9 protein-coding genes are annotated in these 17402 nt (G+C 62.4%); all 9 read right to left on the bottom strand.

The window, feature by feature from the left end; all coding sequences use genetic code 11:
- Nucleotides 1-102 precede the first annotated feature (102 nt).
- On the bottom strand, nucleotides 103-1002 hold the full coding sequence (locus tag SINAC_RS08990; RefSeq protein ID WP_015245369.1) for a DUF58 domain-containing protein: 900 nt from the start codon (nucleotides 1000-1002) through the stop codon (nucleotides 103-105).
- Nucleotides 959-2038 (bottom strand): AAA family ATPase, encoded by a 1080-nt coding sequence (locus SINAC_RS08985; RefSeq protein WP_015245368.1) that lies wholly within the window; start codon nucleotides 2036-2038, stop codon nucleotides 959-961. The genes SINAC_RS08990 and SINAC_RS08985 overlap by 44 nt, the downstream gene beginning before the upstream one ends.
- Nucleotides 2039-2168: 130 nt before the next feature.
- A complete protein-coding gene (locus tag SINAC_RS08980) occupies nucleotides 2169-6623 on the bottom strand; it encodes an outer membrane protein assembly factor BamB family protein (protein ID WP_015245367.1) in 4455 nt (1484 codons plus the stop codon).
- A 667-nt stretch (nucleotides 6624-7290) separates the two neighbouring features.
- On the bottom strand, nucleotides 7291-8139 hold the full coding sequence (locus SINAC_RS08975) for a carboxypeptidase regulatory-like domain-containing protein (RefSeq protein ID WP_015245366.1): 849 nt from the start codon (nucleotides 8137-8139) through the stop codon (nucleotides 7291-7293).
- 272 nt (nucleotides 8140-8411) lie between these two features.
- Entirely contained in the window at nucleotides 8412-9350 is a 939-nt protein-coding gene (locus SINAC_RS08970; protein WP_015245365.1) for a carboxypeptidase regulatory-like domain-containing protein, read from the bottom strand.
- Between the two features lie 121 nt (nucleotides 9351-9471).
- Nucleotides 9472-13122 (bottom strand): c-type cytochrome, encoded by a 3651-nt coding sequence (locus SINAC_RS08965; protein ID WP_015245364.1) that lies wholly within the window; start codon nucleotides 13120-13122, stop codon nucleotides 9472-9474.
- A gap of 55 nt (nucleotides 13123-13177) precedes the next feature.
- On the bottom strand, nucleotides 13178-14767 hold the full coding sequence (locus SINAC_RS08960) for a hypothetical protein (RefSeq protein WP_015245363.1): 1590 nt from the start codon (nucleotides 14765-14767) through the stop codon (nucleotides 13178-13180).
- An 84-nt stretch (nucleotides 14768-14851) separates the two neighbouring features.
- Nucleotides 14852-15637, bottom strand: a complete 786-nt coding sequence (locus SINAC_RS08955; RefSeq protein WP_015245362.1) for a cytochrome b N-terminal domain-containing protein — start codon at nucleotides 15635-15637, stop codon at nucleotides 14852-14854.
- A gap of 143 nt (nucleotides 15638-15780) precedes the next feature.
- Nucleotides 15781-17049, bottom strand: coding sequence for a QcrA and Rieske domain-containing protein (locus tag SINAC_RS40885; protein ID WP_015245361.1), 1269 nt, complete (start codon nucleotides 17047-17049; stop codon nucleotides 15781-15783).
- Nucleotides 17050-17402: the final 353 nt, after the last annotated feature.

Genomic DNA, 17402 nt, shown 5'->3' with positions numbered 1-17402 from the left:
CTCTTCCTGAACTCGCTGCCGGGAAGGCTTGGTCCGATCGGACAGACTCTCAAAAAAAGAAGGATCGCGGGAATCGACCAGCACTCCCGGTCGACCTTGACTCTACCGCTTTCTGGCGGCGCGGGAGGCGAGGTAGCTCGACAGGGCGAGGTCAAGATCCATATCGGTCCGGATCGGGACGTAGTCGATGTCGATCATCTGGCACCCCTTCTTGACTTCGGCCAGGTAGGCGCTGATCTCGGCCTGATAGGCCCGGCGCAAGGCGTGAGGCTCGGTGAGGATCTCGGGCATCCCCTCCATCCCTTTGAACAGGGTGGTGTCTCGGAACGGAAAGTCGAGTTCGGCCGGGTCGAGGATGTGGAAGACGATCACCTCGTGGCGGCGATGCCGGAAGTGCCTGAGCCCGGCGACGATCTTGGGAACGTCATCGAAGAGGTCGGAGAAGATGGCGATGACCCCGCGCTTCTTGAATCGTTCCGCCAGGTCGTGAAACACGATCGAGAGGTCCGACTTCTGCCGCGCGGGGGAAGTGTCCATCAGGTGGATCAGCTCTTTGAGGTGCGACGGCTGACCGGCCGGCTTGAGGTAGCGACGGACCATGTCGTCGAACAAAGCCAGGCCGACCGAATCCTGCTGCTGAAGCACCATGTAGCCGAGCGCGGCCGCCACGAACTGCGCGTATTGCAGCTTCGTGACGTTATTGCCCGAGGCATAGCCCATCGACTCGCTCGTATCGAGCAGCAAGTACAAGAGAAGGTTGGTTTCTTCCTCATATTGCTTCAAATAGAGCTTGTCAGTCTTGGACCAGACCTTCCAATCGACGTGCCGGATGTCATCGCCGGGCACGTATTCACGGTGCTCGGCAAACTCCACCGAGAAGCCGTGGTAGGGGCTCGGGTGCATGCCCGCAACGTAGCCCTCGACCACCAGGCGTGCCTGGAGGTCGAGGCCTTCGAGGCTAGCTAGCGTTTGCGGATTTAAATATTTTTGGGAGTTTTCCACTTTGCTCAGCCTCGTGCTCGTCGATCGGGGCGGCCTTGATCAGTCGCTTGACGATATCGTCGGGCTTGAGGCCCTCAGCCTCGGCGTTGAAGTTGGTGACGATTCGATGGCGGAGCACGGGGCCGGCCACGGCGCGAATGTCTTCGGTCGAGACATAGTAGCGTCCATAGAGCACCGCGCGGGCCTTGGCCGCCAACACGAGGAATTGACTGGCGCGTGGGCCGGCTCCCCAGCTCACGTAGTCGCGAACGAAGTCGGGAACATCCCCCTTCTCGCGCCGGGTCATCCGGGTAATCTTGACGGCGTAGCGCGAGACATGGTCGGCCACCGGAACCTTCCGGACAATCTCCTGGAGCTCGAGGATGTCGGCTCCGGAGAGTACTTTCGACACGTTCGGCTTCTGGAGCGAGGTCGTCAGCCGGACGATCTCGAGCTCTTCATCCTCCTCGGGGTAGTCCACAAGGATGTTAAGCATGAACCGATCGAGCTGAGCCTCGGGCAAGGGGTAGGTCCCTTCTTGCTCGATCGGGTTCTGGGTCGCGAGCACGAAGAAGGGGTCGGGCAGCCGGTGGCGATCGCCCCCCACCGTCACCTGCCGCTCTTGCATCGCCTCGAGGAGTGCGGCCTGAGTTTTCGGTGGGGTGCGGTTGATTTCATCGGCCAACACAATGTTGGCGAAGATCGGCCCGCGCAAGAATTTGAACTGGCGAACACCCGTCGCCTTGTCTTCCTGGATCACTTCGGTCCCCGTGATGTCGGACGGCATCAGGTCGGGGGTGAACTGGATCCGGTTGTAGGTCAGGTTGAGCGCATCGGCGAGGGTGTGAATCATCAAGGTCTTGGCCAGGCCAGGGACCCCGATCAGAAGGCAGTGGCCCCGCGCAAAGATTCCGATGAGCAGTTCCTCGAGAACCGCTTGCTGGCCGACGATGACCTTGCTCATCTCGTTCTTGAGCTTGTCGAACGCATCTTTGAGTCGCTCGACCGCGGCGAGGTCGTCGTTCTGGAGTGGTTGGGTTGTCGGTTCGTCGCTCACGCCTGGAACTCCCTGGGACGGATTCGGCGGCACGGCCGGTTCGATCATTTCAAGACAGTGGCGAGACGGTTTGTTGGCCAGTCCTCTTTTTTTTGGCTTTGGGCACGACGGGGCTACGTCCGTTTTGAGCTTACTGACGATCTCCGAGTGCCCAGAAGCCTTCGCGGGTCGCCACCATCGCTCCGCGCGGGGCGAGCCGCACGGTCACGTCGGAAGCGGGCACCGGAAAGAGGACGCGCTGCATCAAGGTCCCCGTGTCGCGGCGACGGAAGACGAGGGGCAACCCCTCGCCTTCTCCCGGCTTCGATGCCGGGTAGAGAGGAAAGGCTAACACGCAACGCTCGGTCAACGCGAGAGACCAGCCCGAGTCCGCCCCCGTCAAATGAGTCGACCAGATCAAGCTCCCGTCTTTGAGCGAAAGGGCGTTGAGCGTTCGGTCGCTTGCCCAATAAAACCGCGCGCTGTCGGCAAGTGTGGCATCGATCCGTTCGCTCAAATCTTCCGCCCCCAGCGGGTGAGCCCAACGCTTCACCCCGGTGGCCGGGTCGAGGCGAATCAACTCGGTGCCGTCGTGAAGCACGAGCAATCCTTCGGCATTGCCGAAGAGGCGGGGCGAGCCGTGCTTGGGAAGTGTGTCACTTTCGCGAAAAACCCAGGAATTCAGCCCCTTGCGAAGGTCAAACAAGGCGATTGTCCGACGGTCAGGGACGAGCGCGATATGATCGTCATCGACAGCGAGCGGCGTCCGCAGCCATCCGAGGTGGCTCGAGTAGGGAAAGTCGGCCTTGCGCTGGCCCCCCTCGGTCTCGAGGACGAGAATCGAGTTCGGCTTCAAAACCTGGAGCACAATCTGTTGCGGGCCAATCAAGGCGAGCGGATTGAGCTTTCCCGAACTCGGTGCGTACGACCAGTCGATCAGCCCGGTGTCACCGTCCAGCGCCCGGAGTTCGAGCGTTTCCCCCTCCTTCAGAAGCTCGCTATTCCCTCGGAAACAGAACAGGCGATTGCCGACGATCTGAAATCCGTGCAATAGAGCCGAGGCCGTGTCCTCCGGATTGGCCCCAACCTCGGGTTTGGCGAACGGGTTTGCTCCCGTCTTCCCCTGGGGTGCCCCACCGAGGTCGTGGGTCCATTCGGTCGTTCCCTTGTCGAGGCTCAGCGCCACGAGCCGGGTCGCCGTTGCCGCGACGACTTTGTCAGCCAGGTAGCCCACCCAGACCGGAACCCCATCGAGATCGGCCGCCCAGAGCGAGGCCCCCGAGTTGGGATCAACCGAGGCGAGTTCGGTCCCTTGGACCAAGAAGATTCGATTGGCGATGGCCGAGGGGGGCACGCCCTGGGCACTGAGCGGCCGGACCGAGTCCGAGAGTGGTCGACTCCAGCGCCGGACCAGAGGGATCGGCAGGCTCGGTTCCGAGCGCTCGGCCGCCATCCGCGCAAACGGCTCACGGGTGAGCCGCTCGGAAGCGAGGTCACCGAGTCTTGACACCGTCCCAACCTCATCGATCCGCAGGTTGCCGAACCGCGTCATCGCCTCAACGTAGGCATCGCGAGCGGGGACCCAGAGTCGTTGCACTTCATAGGCGTGGGCTAGACCCCATAAGGCCCGCGCTCGGAACTCATCGCTGGGCGCAGTCGCGAGCAGCCGCTTATAGGCATGAGCGGCATCAGCCGGCCGTTGCAGCGCGTCGCAAAGACGCCCCAGCGCGAGCAAGGCATCCGGTGCCACCTGAGAGACCGGGTAGCTCCGACCAACCTCTTCCAAGAGGCGCGGACTCTTCTGTTCTCGCCCCTTTTCCAGCAGTTGGCGAGCTTCCTCGTCATAGTCGGCATAGAGGGAGCGGCCATGCTCCCGGACGAGCGTGGCCAGCCGATCGCCGATCAAGAGGTCCGCGCGAATCGTCCGGTGGCCATCGTCAGCCGCAAGGTTGAGGAGCCTCATCGGTTCCTCTTCGAGCAGTTCCTGGAGAATACCAACAGCCTCGCGCGGGGTTCCTCTCTCGACCTCGACTTCGGCCAGTTTGAGTCGAGCCATGAGCCGATCGCGGTCGATCCGAGCGGCCTGGGCCGCCGCTCCGTAGTGCGTGGCTCCTTGGTCCCACGCCTTCGCGGCCATCGCCTTCTTCCCAAGCTTCATTCGCAGGCGATATTGATGATCGCGCGTGGCGTCGGCCAGGGAGACGCCGTCCATCGTCTCGGAGGGACGGGCCTTCTTCAAAGTCATGACGAACGACTCGATCGCCAGGTCATCCTGGCTCGTCGCTTCCGCAGCTTGGGCCAGTCGAAAGTAGTTCCCCGCCTGGTCGGGTGCGCGGGCGATGGCGTCACGATAGCGCTGAATCAGCCGGCTATTCTGGCAGAAAGCGACCAGCGCGTCGGTCTGAGCGACGATCAGGTAGCCGTCGCCGACGGCAAGGTTGCCGCCGGTCGTCTGGTACGAGGCTTGGAGCTTGATCGAAGGGTCGGCCCTGAGTCCACTCGCCTGGTCGAGGATGTGGATCTCCTGCTTCGTGGGCCAGTAGATCCGATCGCCCGCTAGGACGCCTCGGCCGTATCCTTCATAGCCATGACCACTGTCGGGCCACGTGTTCAGGAGTTTTCCCGTCTTCACGTCGAAGAGCAGGACGCGGTCCCCCGTGGCGATGAGCCGACCTTTGGCGACGCCGAGCAGGTGGGCCAGCTTGACTCCGCTCGGGAGCGCTTCGCTCTTCCAGACGAGCCGACCGCTCCCTGCGTCGAACCCATAGATACAGGCGGAGTCGTCGGGAGCCACAATCACAAGACCGTCGTGGACGATCGCGGGGTTGAGGTCACGCTCGCTCTTCGCCCCCCCTTCGGTGAGGTCTTGGCGAGGATAAGTCGCCACCCAGCAAATCCCCCCCGTTTCGGCGTCGAGGGCGACGACCGCGCCGAGGTTGGTCTGGTAGTAGATGGTCGGACCATCGAGCGTAAGCAAGCGATGCCCGAAATCGTGCGACATCGTGCCCATCCCGAAGCCCATGCCACCCACCCCGAAGGGCATCATGTTGTCGCCATCGGCCGAGGCCGCGCCGAGGTAGCGCACCCATCGCGTGCTGCCGCTCTCGGCATCCAGGCAGGCGACGTAGGTGGTGGTCTGCTCACGGCGGTCCGTCAGCGCGACATAGACATTGCGTGCATCGGCGACCGGAGTGCCCTCGAACCCGGTTCGATTGCTGCCGTCGGCGGGTCGTCGGGAGATATCGATCTCGCTCGCCAAGGCCGACCAGAGCACCTTCCCTTCGGTCTTCCGGTCGAGCGCGACGATCCGGCTCGAGGAAGCGGTCGTCCCTCGCCCTGGGAAACCCGGAGTAGCCGGCCCAAGGCGAGCGTAGATCCGGTCGCCGAAGGTCGTCAACGTATAACGAGGCACCGTTGAGTTCGGCATCGACGCGACCGCGGACGTCTCCTGGTTGTCTGGCGGAGCCTCCCAGACCGGGTTGACCGCCTGCGACGGGCTTCCCGCCGGACCTTCGGGCCGATCGTTCAGGTTGAAGGCCATCACCTTATTCTCGGTCCCGACGATGACCTGGTCGCCCAGGACGATCGGGTGGTACGAGAGCAGGCGATCGTCGGCCACCTTGACTGCACCTCCCATCCCACTCCGGGGACCGAACGGATTCGTCGGCGATCTCCTGGTGGCCTCGAACGTCGGCAGCGGAACCCGCCACTGGAGCGACCCGACGTCGATCGAACCCGGCATGACCTTGGTCCGCGTCGGTGAGCCCGCAAACGTCGGCCAACGGCCATCAGGCTGGGCGGGAGGAGCAAGCTGGTCCGCACTCAAGGCCGCCGCCATTGTTTTCAGGTAGGGGCCGGTCCGCCCCGCCAGAGGACCGCTCGCGTCGGGGTATGACTTGGCATAGGCCTCGAGCACGGCGGGGTCCGGTGCGGCCTCGCCGAGCGCGGCGCGGCAAAGAACCTTTTTGGCCGCAACCCGCGCCAGGTCCACGCTCGGATCGGGGTAGATGAGACCGGAGCGGTCGTCCGTCGCGTCGGGAACGAGTTGCTTGTAGAGTGCGATCGCTTCGTCAAACCGACCGTCCTGGAAAGCGAGGTCGCCAAGCAGATCGAGCGCATCGTCGCCCCAGGTGCTGCAAAAGGCTTGCTCGACAATCCGCCGGAGGGCCGCACGATCCCGTTCGTCGCGCCCCTGCCGATACCAACGTTCGGCCTGGGCATCGACCCGCCGCCGATAGATCGCCAGCGCCTCGGCGGGGAGCGTCGCGAGGCGACGCTGGCAGAAATGGCGCAAGTCCACGTAGAGGACCGATTCCCCCGTGCGATCACTGGCTGCATCATCTTTCGGCAGCTTGGCGACCTTATCGCCGTACTGCTGAATCACGCGCTGATAGATATCGATCGCTTCGGCCCATTGCCCGTCCCGAACATGGCTCGACGCATTGCGAAGCAGCGCGTCCGCCGTGTCGCTGAAGTCGGGATAAAACTTCGTCGCCGTGCGGTTCGGTCCCTGGGCCAGGGTCGGACAAGGCGCGAGGAGTGGAAGGAGAGATGTGACGATCAGGAAAATGAAATAAGTTGCCCGATCCGACCGAGACTTCGTCATGAGCAGACCCTCCGTGCCCGATCGTCCGGGGTGGACGTCGATCGAACAGGGGATAGCGAACTTCACGCGAGGACCAGGAATCAGAAAGCGGATACCCGCTCGACTCCACCTTCACCCGTCTCGAGAGCTGAACCGTAGACGCGTGTGCTGATTCATCGAACCTCAGAGCCTTCCTGTTCCCGAAACTTGACCCGATTCCCGCTTTCGCCGCGACCCCGAAATCGATCATCTATTCCACACCAGGATCGACGTCATTTGCAACAGCAAATCAAATACCACGACCGGCCGGACGACCACTTCCCGCCCCATCACGGCCCCCCGAGACCCTTTGCCACCACGCGATTGCTACAATTATAGGCGGCACCGCGAAAGAAAAGTGCGTAATCCACCTCAGGGCCGGTGTTGCATGACATAGCCAACGTAAAAAATGAGCGCTCCACCGGCTGCAATCAGGAGTGACTGCCCCAATCCAACCTTGTCGACCAATTCTGAGGCGATTCCAAACGGAAGGATGATCAAGCCGAGGAATTGAAGCCCACGGCCGAAGCGTTGGCGCGTCATAGGGGTAGTCAGCATTGTCCTTTGTTTGATTCGTGGGGAGGCAACGCGAGCCTTGACCGGGCGAGCGAACCGACCGGCCAAGGCCCTTGCATCTTACGGTTCCGGCTTACTTCTTGATCTTCTTGGGGTCGAGCTTCACGTCCCCGAGATCGACGGTGGCGCCTGCTTTGACGTCAACGGGAACGCCAACGGCATTGCCCGGTGTGACATACCCAGCCTTCTCCTGCCAGACGACGACGTTCTGCTTCCCGGCAGGGACCCCCTGGATCTCGAACGAGCCATCTTCCCCGGTGACGGCGAAGAAGGGGTGATCGAAGACCATCAAGTATCCGGTCATCCAGGGGTGGAGGTCGCACCCGACGGCGATCGGCCGCTTCTCCACCGCGAACTTCTTCTCGACTTCGCTCTTCGCGGGCAACATCTGGTTGAAGCCACCGTTGGCGAAGCCGGCATAGCGAAGGTTGTGGCTGGTGGGGTCGCTCGACTTGAACACGACCGTCTGGTCCGTGGTCACGGCGACGACGTGGGGGACGAACCGGCAATTCAACTGGTCAAAGACGACTTTGGGCGTCGTGGCCGAAATCGCTTTCAGGGCGTCGGGATGCTGGCCATTCGGTTTGGCCAGGTAAACGAACCCAAATTGAATTCCTTTGGTCTTGGGATCGACCACAAGTTTGTCGTCGAGGATGGCCTCATCTTTCGCGCAGACCTGACCATCCTTCGCAGCTTGCCCCTTCTCCTGGAGAACCAGGCGAGCGGGGGCTTCGGCCGCGTCCAGAACCAGCCGGCCCTTGATCGTGCCGTAACCACCCTGGGAGAGGACCGGGGCTCCGAGGAGACCCACAGGAAGGGCCGCCTGCGCGGGCGAGACGGACACCGTGAGGAGAGTCAGAGCCGCCAAAACTCCGGCGGCCCGAGCGGCGGCCGCGGAAAGCCATCGTGTCGCGAACTTCATTGCGATCGACCCTTTGTGTGCAGTGATTGTTATCGCTGGGTGGGTGCGCGGCCATTGCCTCGCAGAGATACGGCAGATGTTCAATGTTATCAGTTCGAGTAGAGCGAGGGTATCCCCTACGTGGTTCATCCGGGCAAGTCGTGGGGGATCTTGGCCGGGCCGTCATTCCCTCGGCCCCATAATGACCAAGGGCCGCCATTCCTGAAGAGACAGGAACGGCGGCCCTCGAGATCAAGCCAGGGAGAGGGATAAAGCCCCGTGCCCCTTCGAAATTATTCCGGGCGAACCTTGCCGGCGTCGATCTTGAGGTCGAGCGTACCGGTGCCATTGGCGGCGATCGTCACCGCTTGTCCCGAGGGGGCGGTCACGAAGCCGCTGCCGGTGACAGCTTCTTGCCAGACGACGACCTTCTGGGTGCCGGCGGGCACGTTCTTGATCTCGAAGTTCCCCTTCTCGTCGGTCACCGCGAAGTAGGGGCTATCGGTGACCATCCAGTAGGCCTTCATCCAGTTATGGATGTCGCAGACGACTTCGCCGGGGGTCTTTTCGCCCCCCTGGGTCACGAACGCCAGCTCGCTCGAGGGGGGAACGTTCGGGTTGGTCCCGTTGTTCTTGAGCTTGGAGTTCACGTTGTGATTCACCGGGTCACTGTTCTTCAACAGGATCTTCGCACCGTTCATGACGGCCAGCACGTGGGGCTCGAAGATGCACTTGGACTGGTCGAACACGACTTCGGCCTTGGCGGCGGCATCCTTGGCCTCAGGATTCACCGCAGTCGGCTTGGGGATGTAGACCAAAACGTTCTTGACCCCCTTGGAGCCGGCATCAACGATCAGGCGCTCGGTCTTGATCGGATGGTCCTTGGCACAGTACTCAGGGTCTTTGGGGGCTTTCCCCGGCTCGACGAGGTCTTTCGGCGGCGGAGGTGTACCCTCAAAAGTAATCACTCCCTTAAGCGTTCCCCAACCTTCTGCCTTGACGTTCTCAGCAGGCGCTGGGGATGTCGGCGAAGCGGCGGTCGTGGCCGTGGGAGCCGGGGCAGTCCCACCGGGAGCCGGAGCCGCAGTGGGGGCGGCGACGGTCGGGTCGGAGATGACCACAGCGTCATCCACCTCCTGTCCCTTACCGCCGCAACCGGTGATTGTCAGCAGGAGGGCGCCTGCGAGACCGAGGCCGGTTATGAACGAAGGACGGGGCCAAGCGTGTGACATTTTGGAGAAACTCCTGGTGCGTGAGGATGGAAAAGGCCAGGTCGCATCGGCGTTTGACGGCCGATGCGACAGGCCCTTTTGGAAGCTGGGGGTCACGGCTCATGCCCCAAGGGCGGACGCGTCACTCAGAAGCGCCCGGTTTGGCCGGTTGCACGGTCTTCGGTGCGCCCGCCTTGGAGTTGGTGGCCAATTGCTGTTCGACGGCGTTCACGTAGTTGAGCAATGTATCACGGATCGCCATCACCATGGCGGTCGGCTTGTCCGCGAACGTCTTGGGAACGAACGGCGGCGGCGGTCCGTGCGGCGGGACGTTCTGGGGCATCGCCGTATACGGGACCAGTCGCTTCGGATTTCCCAGCCACTCCGCAAGATAGCCGGGCCGGAATCGCGTCCCAACCTGACGCAGGTCAGGGCCGTTCACCACCTCTGCTCCGCCTGTCGGCTTGAACTGGCCGAGTGCATGGCACTGGATGCAGGCCCCCTTGGCCATCAGGTCCCAACCGGCCCCCAGGTAATCGGGATGCTCCGCCTCGAGCTTGGCCAGGTAGCCCTGCTCGCGCTCGGCGATCGGCTGGTAGGGGAACTCCGCTCCGTCACGCGCGGCGAAGAAGTTGGCCAGGCCGGCCGTTTCGCCGGCAGCCAGCGCTTCCGACTTGCCGAAGTGGAACTTGGGCATCCGCAGGTTGACCGCAGGCCGGATCGCATACGGATCGTTCAGGAACGAGGTCAACCAGGGGGTCTGCACTTTCAACCCCTCGCGGAGGAGCGGCGGGGGAAGCCGGTTCCAGAAGGTGGAGAAATCGCTCCCCGTCTTTTCCGCCTGATAGCTCGCATAGAGCCAGGCAAAGTTCCCCCCCTCAGCCTCGGTCTTCTCGACCTTCGTCTTGTCGAGCGTGAGGTTGTCGCCGACCTGGAAGGTGAACCCTCGGATCGTCACCGGCTTCCAGAGCTGCACGGTGAGTTCATCCTCGAAGACGCCGATGGGCATCCCCTCGATCGTCACCCCTTGGCCGTCGTACGGCTTCAACTCGGGCGGCGTCTTGGGGTCGTAGGTAAGGCCAGCGGCGAACTCCTTGAGGTAGTCATTCGCCCGGGCGTTGTACGAAACCTTCACGTTCGTCGCCAGGTCGGTGAACGCTTCCTCGAGCGGTTTGCCCGCGGCCACCGTGAACTTGGGCATATCGACGACATGGCAGCCGGTGCAGTTGTACCGATTCAGCAGCTTGGTTCCCTGCGCCACGGCAAACTGCGACGGGCCGTAGTGCGACTTCGGCAGGTACTTGCTGGCGATCTTCTCGCCGGTCAAGCCGAGCACGAAGGTCATCACCTCTTCGACGGCATCCGACTTGTCAGCCCAGGCGAATTGCGGCATCCGGAGCCGTTCGTCCCAGGCCTTGATGTCTTCATTCGTCTTGGCGTAGTCGTAGCTCCGCGGCCGGTGCAGCTTCTGGTAGAGGAAGCCGGCCCGGGTGTGGTCTTCGAGCTGTTCCTGGTAATACGGGTCGGTGCCGTCACGTGCCTTGTCGTCGTCTTCGCTCTTATCGACGAGGAATTCGGCGATGTGGCCATAGTCGAGCTTCGTCGGGCTCTTGGTGCCCCAGCCGTTGAGCGGGGTACCGATCGGCTTGGCGGTCTCGAACCCGTTGATGTTATGGCAGCCAAAACAACCAAGGCGGGAAATCGTCTTCTCCCCCAGGAACATCAACTTGTCTTCCTGCGAGAGCCTGGTGGCGACGAACTCATCCACGTCGCTCAAGGGGATCGACTCAAGCTTGCCGTTCCGTTTATACCCCCCCTTGGAAACGTAGAGCCGGACCAGCTCGTCAAGACCTTCCTTCACGGTCGGCGAATCGGCGGCCGGGACATCGACCAGGACGGGCCACTCGCCGGGGACCGAGAGAATCCAGGCGGCGATATTCGCCGAGTCTTCCATCGAGAGCTGCAAGTTGGGCATCAGGCTCTTGGGATGGTACGCCTCGGGCGACTTGATCCAGTTGGCCAGCCACTTGTAACCCTCAGCATGCGACTTGAACTTGGCCGAGATGTTCGACAGGTTCGGCCCATAGTCCGCCTTCGCATAGTTGCGAACCGACTCGGGGAAGCCGCTCGGGTCGAGGGTGGCCGTCGCGTCCGGCTTGTACTTCGGGTTGATCTGGGCTCGGTCGACCCGCTGAACCTCTCCCTTCTCGTAGGGGCGGTGCGAGTGGCAGGCCATGCAACCCTTCTGAAGGAACAGTTCCTTCCCCTTCGCAGGATCGCTCTTGGCAGGGGGGTCGACAAAACCGGTCGGCGGCTTGCTGGTGGCGAAGAGGTAGTGAGTGATCGCCTGAATTTCCGCGTCGTTCTTCGGCGCATCGGCGGGTGCATCATTGTTCGACACACCATAGAACCGGGGCATCCGCGAGTCGGGGCGGAACGCGTGGGGGTTCTTGATCCACTTCGCCGTCCAGTCTCGCGAGACCTTCGAGGCGAGGTGCGAAAGGTTCGGGCCCACCTGCCGTTCGTCGGTCAGGTCCGGACCGAACGACCCTTCGCCACCGATGGTATGGCAACCGGTGCAGCCGTACTTGGTGACCCGCTCGAATCCCGCCTGGAGCTTCTTGGCTTGGGGAACGTCGGTCACCTCGTGGTGGCACTTCAAGCAGCTCGACTCCATGAACCGGGAGGGCAGCATCGGCTCATCCCAGTGATGGATTTCGTGCCAGTCGTTCTTGTGCTCCCACTCTTCTTTTTGCTTGAGGTCGTTCGGAGTGTGGGACGCATAAGTGAAATCCGTTCCCGATCCCTGCCCGCCGTGACAGATCGTGCAGCCGAAGCTGTTGATCTTGTGCGGCCCGTTGCCGTCGAGGTAGAGCCCGGCCTTGACCACGTTGCCTCGCGGGTCGAGGGCCGTCGCGCCATCCGTGAGGTGGGGATGGGATGCGAAGACCTTCTTCATCGGCTTGCCCTCGGCGTCGGTGTCATAGCCGAGCCGATCGATCCCCTGGTGGCAGGTCGTGCAGCGGTCGTAACGGGGAACATCCTTGAAGTTGTAGTTGATCGTCAGGTCGGGGAGGCTGATCTGCTGGATCTTGTCGGGGGGCATCAGGTCGATCCCCGGCAGACTCCGCAACCAGGCAAACAGGCCGAAGTACTGCTCTTCCTTCTGCTTGATCGTCCGCTTGACGCGGTCGGCATCACGCGTGAGGGTCTCGCGCTTCTTCTTGAGGTCGTCAACGTGTCCGAGCAGGTCCTCACGTTTCGCCTTGAGTTCGTTCTCTTTCGCCTCGGCCTTCTCGAGACCCTCTGACAACTCGAGCAGCTTCCGTTCGCACTCCACGATGATGGTGTCGCGATAGATCCGCGCCTCCCGCTTTTCATCGCGGTCGATCATGCCGTCGTAGAGGCTGCGAACGCTGTCGAGTTCCGCCTTCTGGAACCGCTTGGCGGTATCGAGCCGGTCTTTCTGGCCGCCGACCCGTTCGAGCTCGGCGTCGACCTTTCGGATCTCCGAGGCATTCTTATATTGGTACTGTTCAGCCTCGGTGATCTGGGCGTTGAGCTGGTCGATCTGGGTCTGATACTTCTCCGCTTGCAGGCGGACTTTTTCCTTCTCAGAGACCTTGAGCTTAGCCTCCTCGATCCGGTGAAACTCGCGCTGGACGTTCTTCCAGGGTCGGAGGTGGTCGGCCATGATCATCCAGACGATGACGAGCGTCATCGCGATTGACGAGATCGCGAAGACGACGTGCAAGGTCGGCTGACTGCGGTATGTTTCCTCAGTTGCGGGCATGGGCGTCCATCCTGCGCGGGTCCGGGTGGCTCGGCTTCACCCGATCCCGGTTGTTTTAGATGTTGAAGAAATATTCCGGGATGGCGATCAAGTATTTCAGGTTGATGGTCCAGCGAAGCACCATCTTGAGCGGCAGACTGGCCATGAACAGCAGCAGGAGCGTCAGGACGCTAAAGCGGAGCCAGCCCCCTTGGGCGATGATCTTCTTGAAGAAGGAGATCCGCGTCAAAATCAAGGGCACGACCACGAAGTAGGCCGTCACGACCAGCAGGCCCGGAATCTCCCTGACCAGGATGTTCGTCGGCTTCGTCCGACCCAAGATCTGCACCCAGACAATGTCCGACAGGTTGACGTTGTTGAGTGGGATGACCTTGTGTAAATCCCAGTATTCGTAGGGGCCGAAGAAGTTCCAGTTGGGACCGCGCAAGAAGGTCCCGAGCAGAATCAGGATCACCCAGAGCACGAGGAATCCGTACTGGAAGGTGATGTAGGCAAACTTCCGCTGACTGATCGTGTAGTAGCCGTTGCCCGTCTTGTTCGTATCGATGTAGGGCATGGCCATCAGGCCGACGACGATCATGCTGGGCAGGACGACTCCGGCCATCCAGGGGTCGAAGTAGACGAGCATTTCCTGAAGCCCGAGGAAGTACCAGGGGGCCTTCGACGGGTTGGGAGCCACGGTCGAGCTGGCCGGCTGTTCGAGGGGCGCTTGCAATGCGATCGCCCAAACGACGAGGAAGATCGTCTGAGCCACCATCGCGATCAGCTCGGTGTAGACGAGGTCGGGCCAGGTCAGGGTCTTCTCGGGCTCGAGTTCCTCCAGGTTGGGCAACCCGAGAGCCATCCGCGAGTCGTTGATGACCGCACGTCGCAGGCCGAGCCAGGTGAAGAAGCCGACGAGAATCATCAGGCCGACGATCGGGACGTTGTCGGGCTTGGTGACGATATCCCGGAAGTCGAAGTCGGTCATGCTCAGACCGAACGCGAGCAAGGACAGGTTCACCAAGGCCCAGGCCACGATCCCGTTGGCCAAGGTTCGCCGGTAGGCGATCATCGCGGCGAAGCCGATCGTGGCGCCGATGAAGAAGGTGGTCGGCCCCGAGACGAAATTGACCCCGTCACGGAAGAACTGCGGGAGTGAGAACTCACGCCCGAGGATGTAGACCAGCCCCATGACCTGGAAGATCCCGGCAATCGATCCCCAGATCAGGGTCCAGAGCGTTCGATTCATCGCCTTGCCGAGCCCGACGGCGGGCTGGTGATCGTCAAGGCTGGGGGGGCCAACCTCATCGCCCCGACCGTGCCCCTCATCCTTCACTTCGCTGAAGTGGGCCGCATCGGCCGCCGCCCCGATCGCCACCAGGACGTTGGCAATGGCGCAGAGGATGTAGGCTGCCCGGGCTGCCTCAGGGAGGTAGGCACGCCCGAGGATTATCAGAGTGGCCAGACCATAGAGTCCGAAAAAGCTGATCATCAGCCATTCGGGAAGTCGACGCGTCCGGGGAGCCAGCCCGACGCGCGAGGCTCCCTCCGAGACGATCTCCATGTAGGAGACATACGCCGCCGCGGCTGCGTTGAGCATGGCCGCGAGGAGGTAGTACCAGGCGAGCCCGGTCATGACGCCGGGGGTCAGATCCTTGTGCATGGTCGTCTTTTCGAAAGGTTAGTGGCTCAAAGGACCCGCCCAAGGGATTCACGAGGACTGACCCCAGGCGGGCGTGTCCCATCGTCACATCGGGCCGCTGATCCCGCCATCTTTCCGGACCCGCCAGAAGTGGATCATGATCAACAGGGAGACCGCCAGCGGAATCGCCACGCAATGGAGTACGTAGAACCGATTCAAGGTCATCTCGCCGACCGTTCGACCACCGAGGAGCGCAAACTTGGCGTCGGAGCCCGAGGTGATCATGCTCACATTATTCAGCTTGATCAACGAAGCGCCTGGACCTTCCACGCCAAGCAGCGGCGTGGCCCGCGCCATGTTCGAGCCGACCGTGATGGCCCAGATCGCCAACTGGTCCCAAGGCAGCAAGTAGCCGGTAAAGGAGAGCAAGAGGGTGAGCACCAGCAAGAGGACGCCGACCACCCAGTTGAATTCGCGTGGCGGTTTATAGCTCCCGGTCAAGAAGACCCGGTACATATGGAGCCAGACCGCAATCACCATCGCGTGCGCCCCCCAGCGATGGAGCTCGCGGAGGATCCCCAGGGTCGTCACATCGCGAAGGGCGAGAATGTCGTTGTAGGCATGCTCGAGGGTCGGCCGGTAGTAGAACATCAGGAGGACGCCGGTCACCACCTCGACGATGAACAGGAAGAAGGTCGTCCCGCCCATGCACCAGGTGTAGCTCAGGGCAATCCCCTGCTTACGGACGCTCACCGGGTGCAAGTGGAGGAAGAAGTTGGTGAGCATCACGACCACGCGATTGCGGCGGTCCGTGGGCATCGGATGGCGAAAGACGCTCTTCCAGACCTGCGATTCGGTGATCGATTTAGTGATCTTATCAACGATGGCCATGATCGTCCTTTGGTGACGAACCGAACGCGTCCGCCGTGGCGGAGCCGCGGATACGCAAGTCGTGATTGCTCAATTGATCGCGATACGATACGACCCGAGAGCCGGCCTGTCGATGCCCCGCTGAAACAAACCCGAGGCCATGATCAGGCCGTGATGAAGCTCTCGGGTTCCGACCACTGACCCAACTCTTGCTGAAACTTTTGACTCTTATCAACGACCATCTGACCGTCGTCGGCCAGGGTGACCTTGAACCGCTCGAGCGGCCGGGGCGCAGGACCTTCGAAGTTCACGCCCGAGATGTAAAATCCGCTGCCATGGCAAGGACACTTGAACTTCTGCTCGCCGCCCAGCCAGTTGGGGGGACAACCGAGGTGCGTGCAGACCGACTGGAGCGCGTAGACGATGTCTTCGCCGTTGTATCGCGTCGAACGGACGATCCAGAAGCCCCACTCGGCCTTGAATCGCTCGTTCACCTCTTCAGGCTCAAAGTTCGTGGGCAGGCCGACCTTGACGGTGCTCGGCGGTTCCGCCAGCACGTTGGGGAACATGAATCGACCCAGCATCGCCGAGAAGAGCGTGACGCCAGAGACGAACGCCGCCCACCCCAGGATGACCCAAGCGGTCGGCCCCGCCATGAATCCGCGGCGCGTCATTGCGGCCGCACCGGCCGTTGCCTTGCTCGGCTTGGGGAGGACCGACTGCGGTTTGGCCTCTTTCTGCCCGGCCGCCTTGGCGGCCGTCGCCGCTTTGGCCGGGGTTGCCCCCGCCGCTTCGGCCGCCTTTGAAGCTGCGAGCGCCGCCGACTCCTTGGCTTTCTTCGCCCCCGACTGCCGGAGCGCCTCGGCCAGGTCTTTGGGATCGGTGATCTTGTCGAGCGGAGGGAGCGTCCGCGGAGCGGCCGTTTTGGATGCGGCCGTAGCAGGCGCCGCACCGGCGGGCTTACCCGCCGCCGGCTTCGCTCCGGAGGCTGCGGGTGCACTGCCGCCAACGCGAGCGGCGGCGAGCTTCTCCTTGAGCGTCAGCGGACGACCGACCGAAGGCGCGGGGGCCGGCACCGAAGGCGCTGCCGACGCCGGTTCCTCGGAAGCCTCCTCGGCCGCGCTCGCCACCGCCTCTTCCGGAGCGGCGGCAGCGGCAACCGGAGCAGCCGCCGCCGGGGGTGGAGCACCACCGGCCCGAGCCGCCGCCAGCTTCTCTTTCAGGGTCAACGGCCGGCCTAGCGATGCGGGCGAGGGGACGTTCGCCGCTGGGGCAGGCTGCGGAGCTGCGGCAGCCGCCGGGGCTGTCGGCTCGACGGCTGGAGATTCAGGCGTTTCGGCGGGCGTGGCCGACGCTTCGGCCTCGGCCGGCTTGGCCGGCCCCCCCTGCCTCGCCGCCTCCAGCATCTCTTTCACGCTCAGACGTTTCGCCATCGGTCGATACCAGCCTCTCGATAAACCGCGTTCCCTCGACTCATCGTGTCGTTAGTTGGGAGCACCGGGCGAGATGATCGGATCAAGAGCACATAGCAAAGCTAATGCCATGAATCCTCACCCCGAATTTGAGACGTAAGTGGCTGCGAAGATTGAGGATTCCAGCAAACTCATTTGTTTCTACGTCCGGACGAAATTCCCGAGAATGAGAAATGTGTCTCGCCTGATTCTCTTTTGTGGGAATCACCCGAAAAGTCCCCGGTTCGCTTTCGCAACCATTAGGTGCGGACGCACTTCGATCCGAGGCAATGTCTAGCGTAGCAGGGCGGACTCGGCGCAGCAACAACGTGGTT

This window comes from Singulisphaera acidiphila DSM 18658 (assembly GCF_000242455.2).
In the GTDB taxonomy this organism is placed as follows: domain Bacteria; phylum Planctomycetota; class Planctomycetia; order Isosphaerales; family Isosphaeraceae; genus Singulisphaera; species Singulisphaera acidiphila.
Note: the sequence above shows the minus strand (reverse complement) of the source record. Positions and strands in the feature narration are given on the sequence as shown.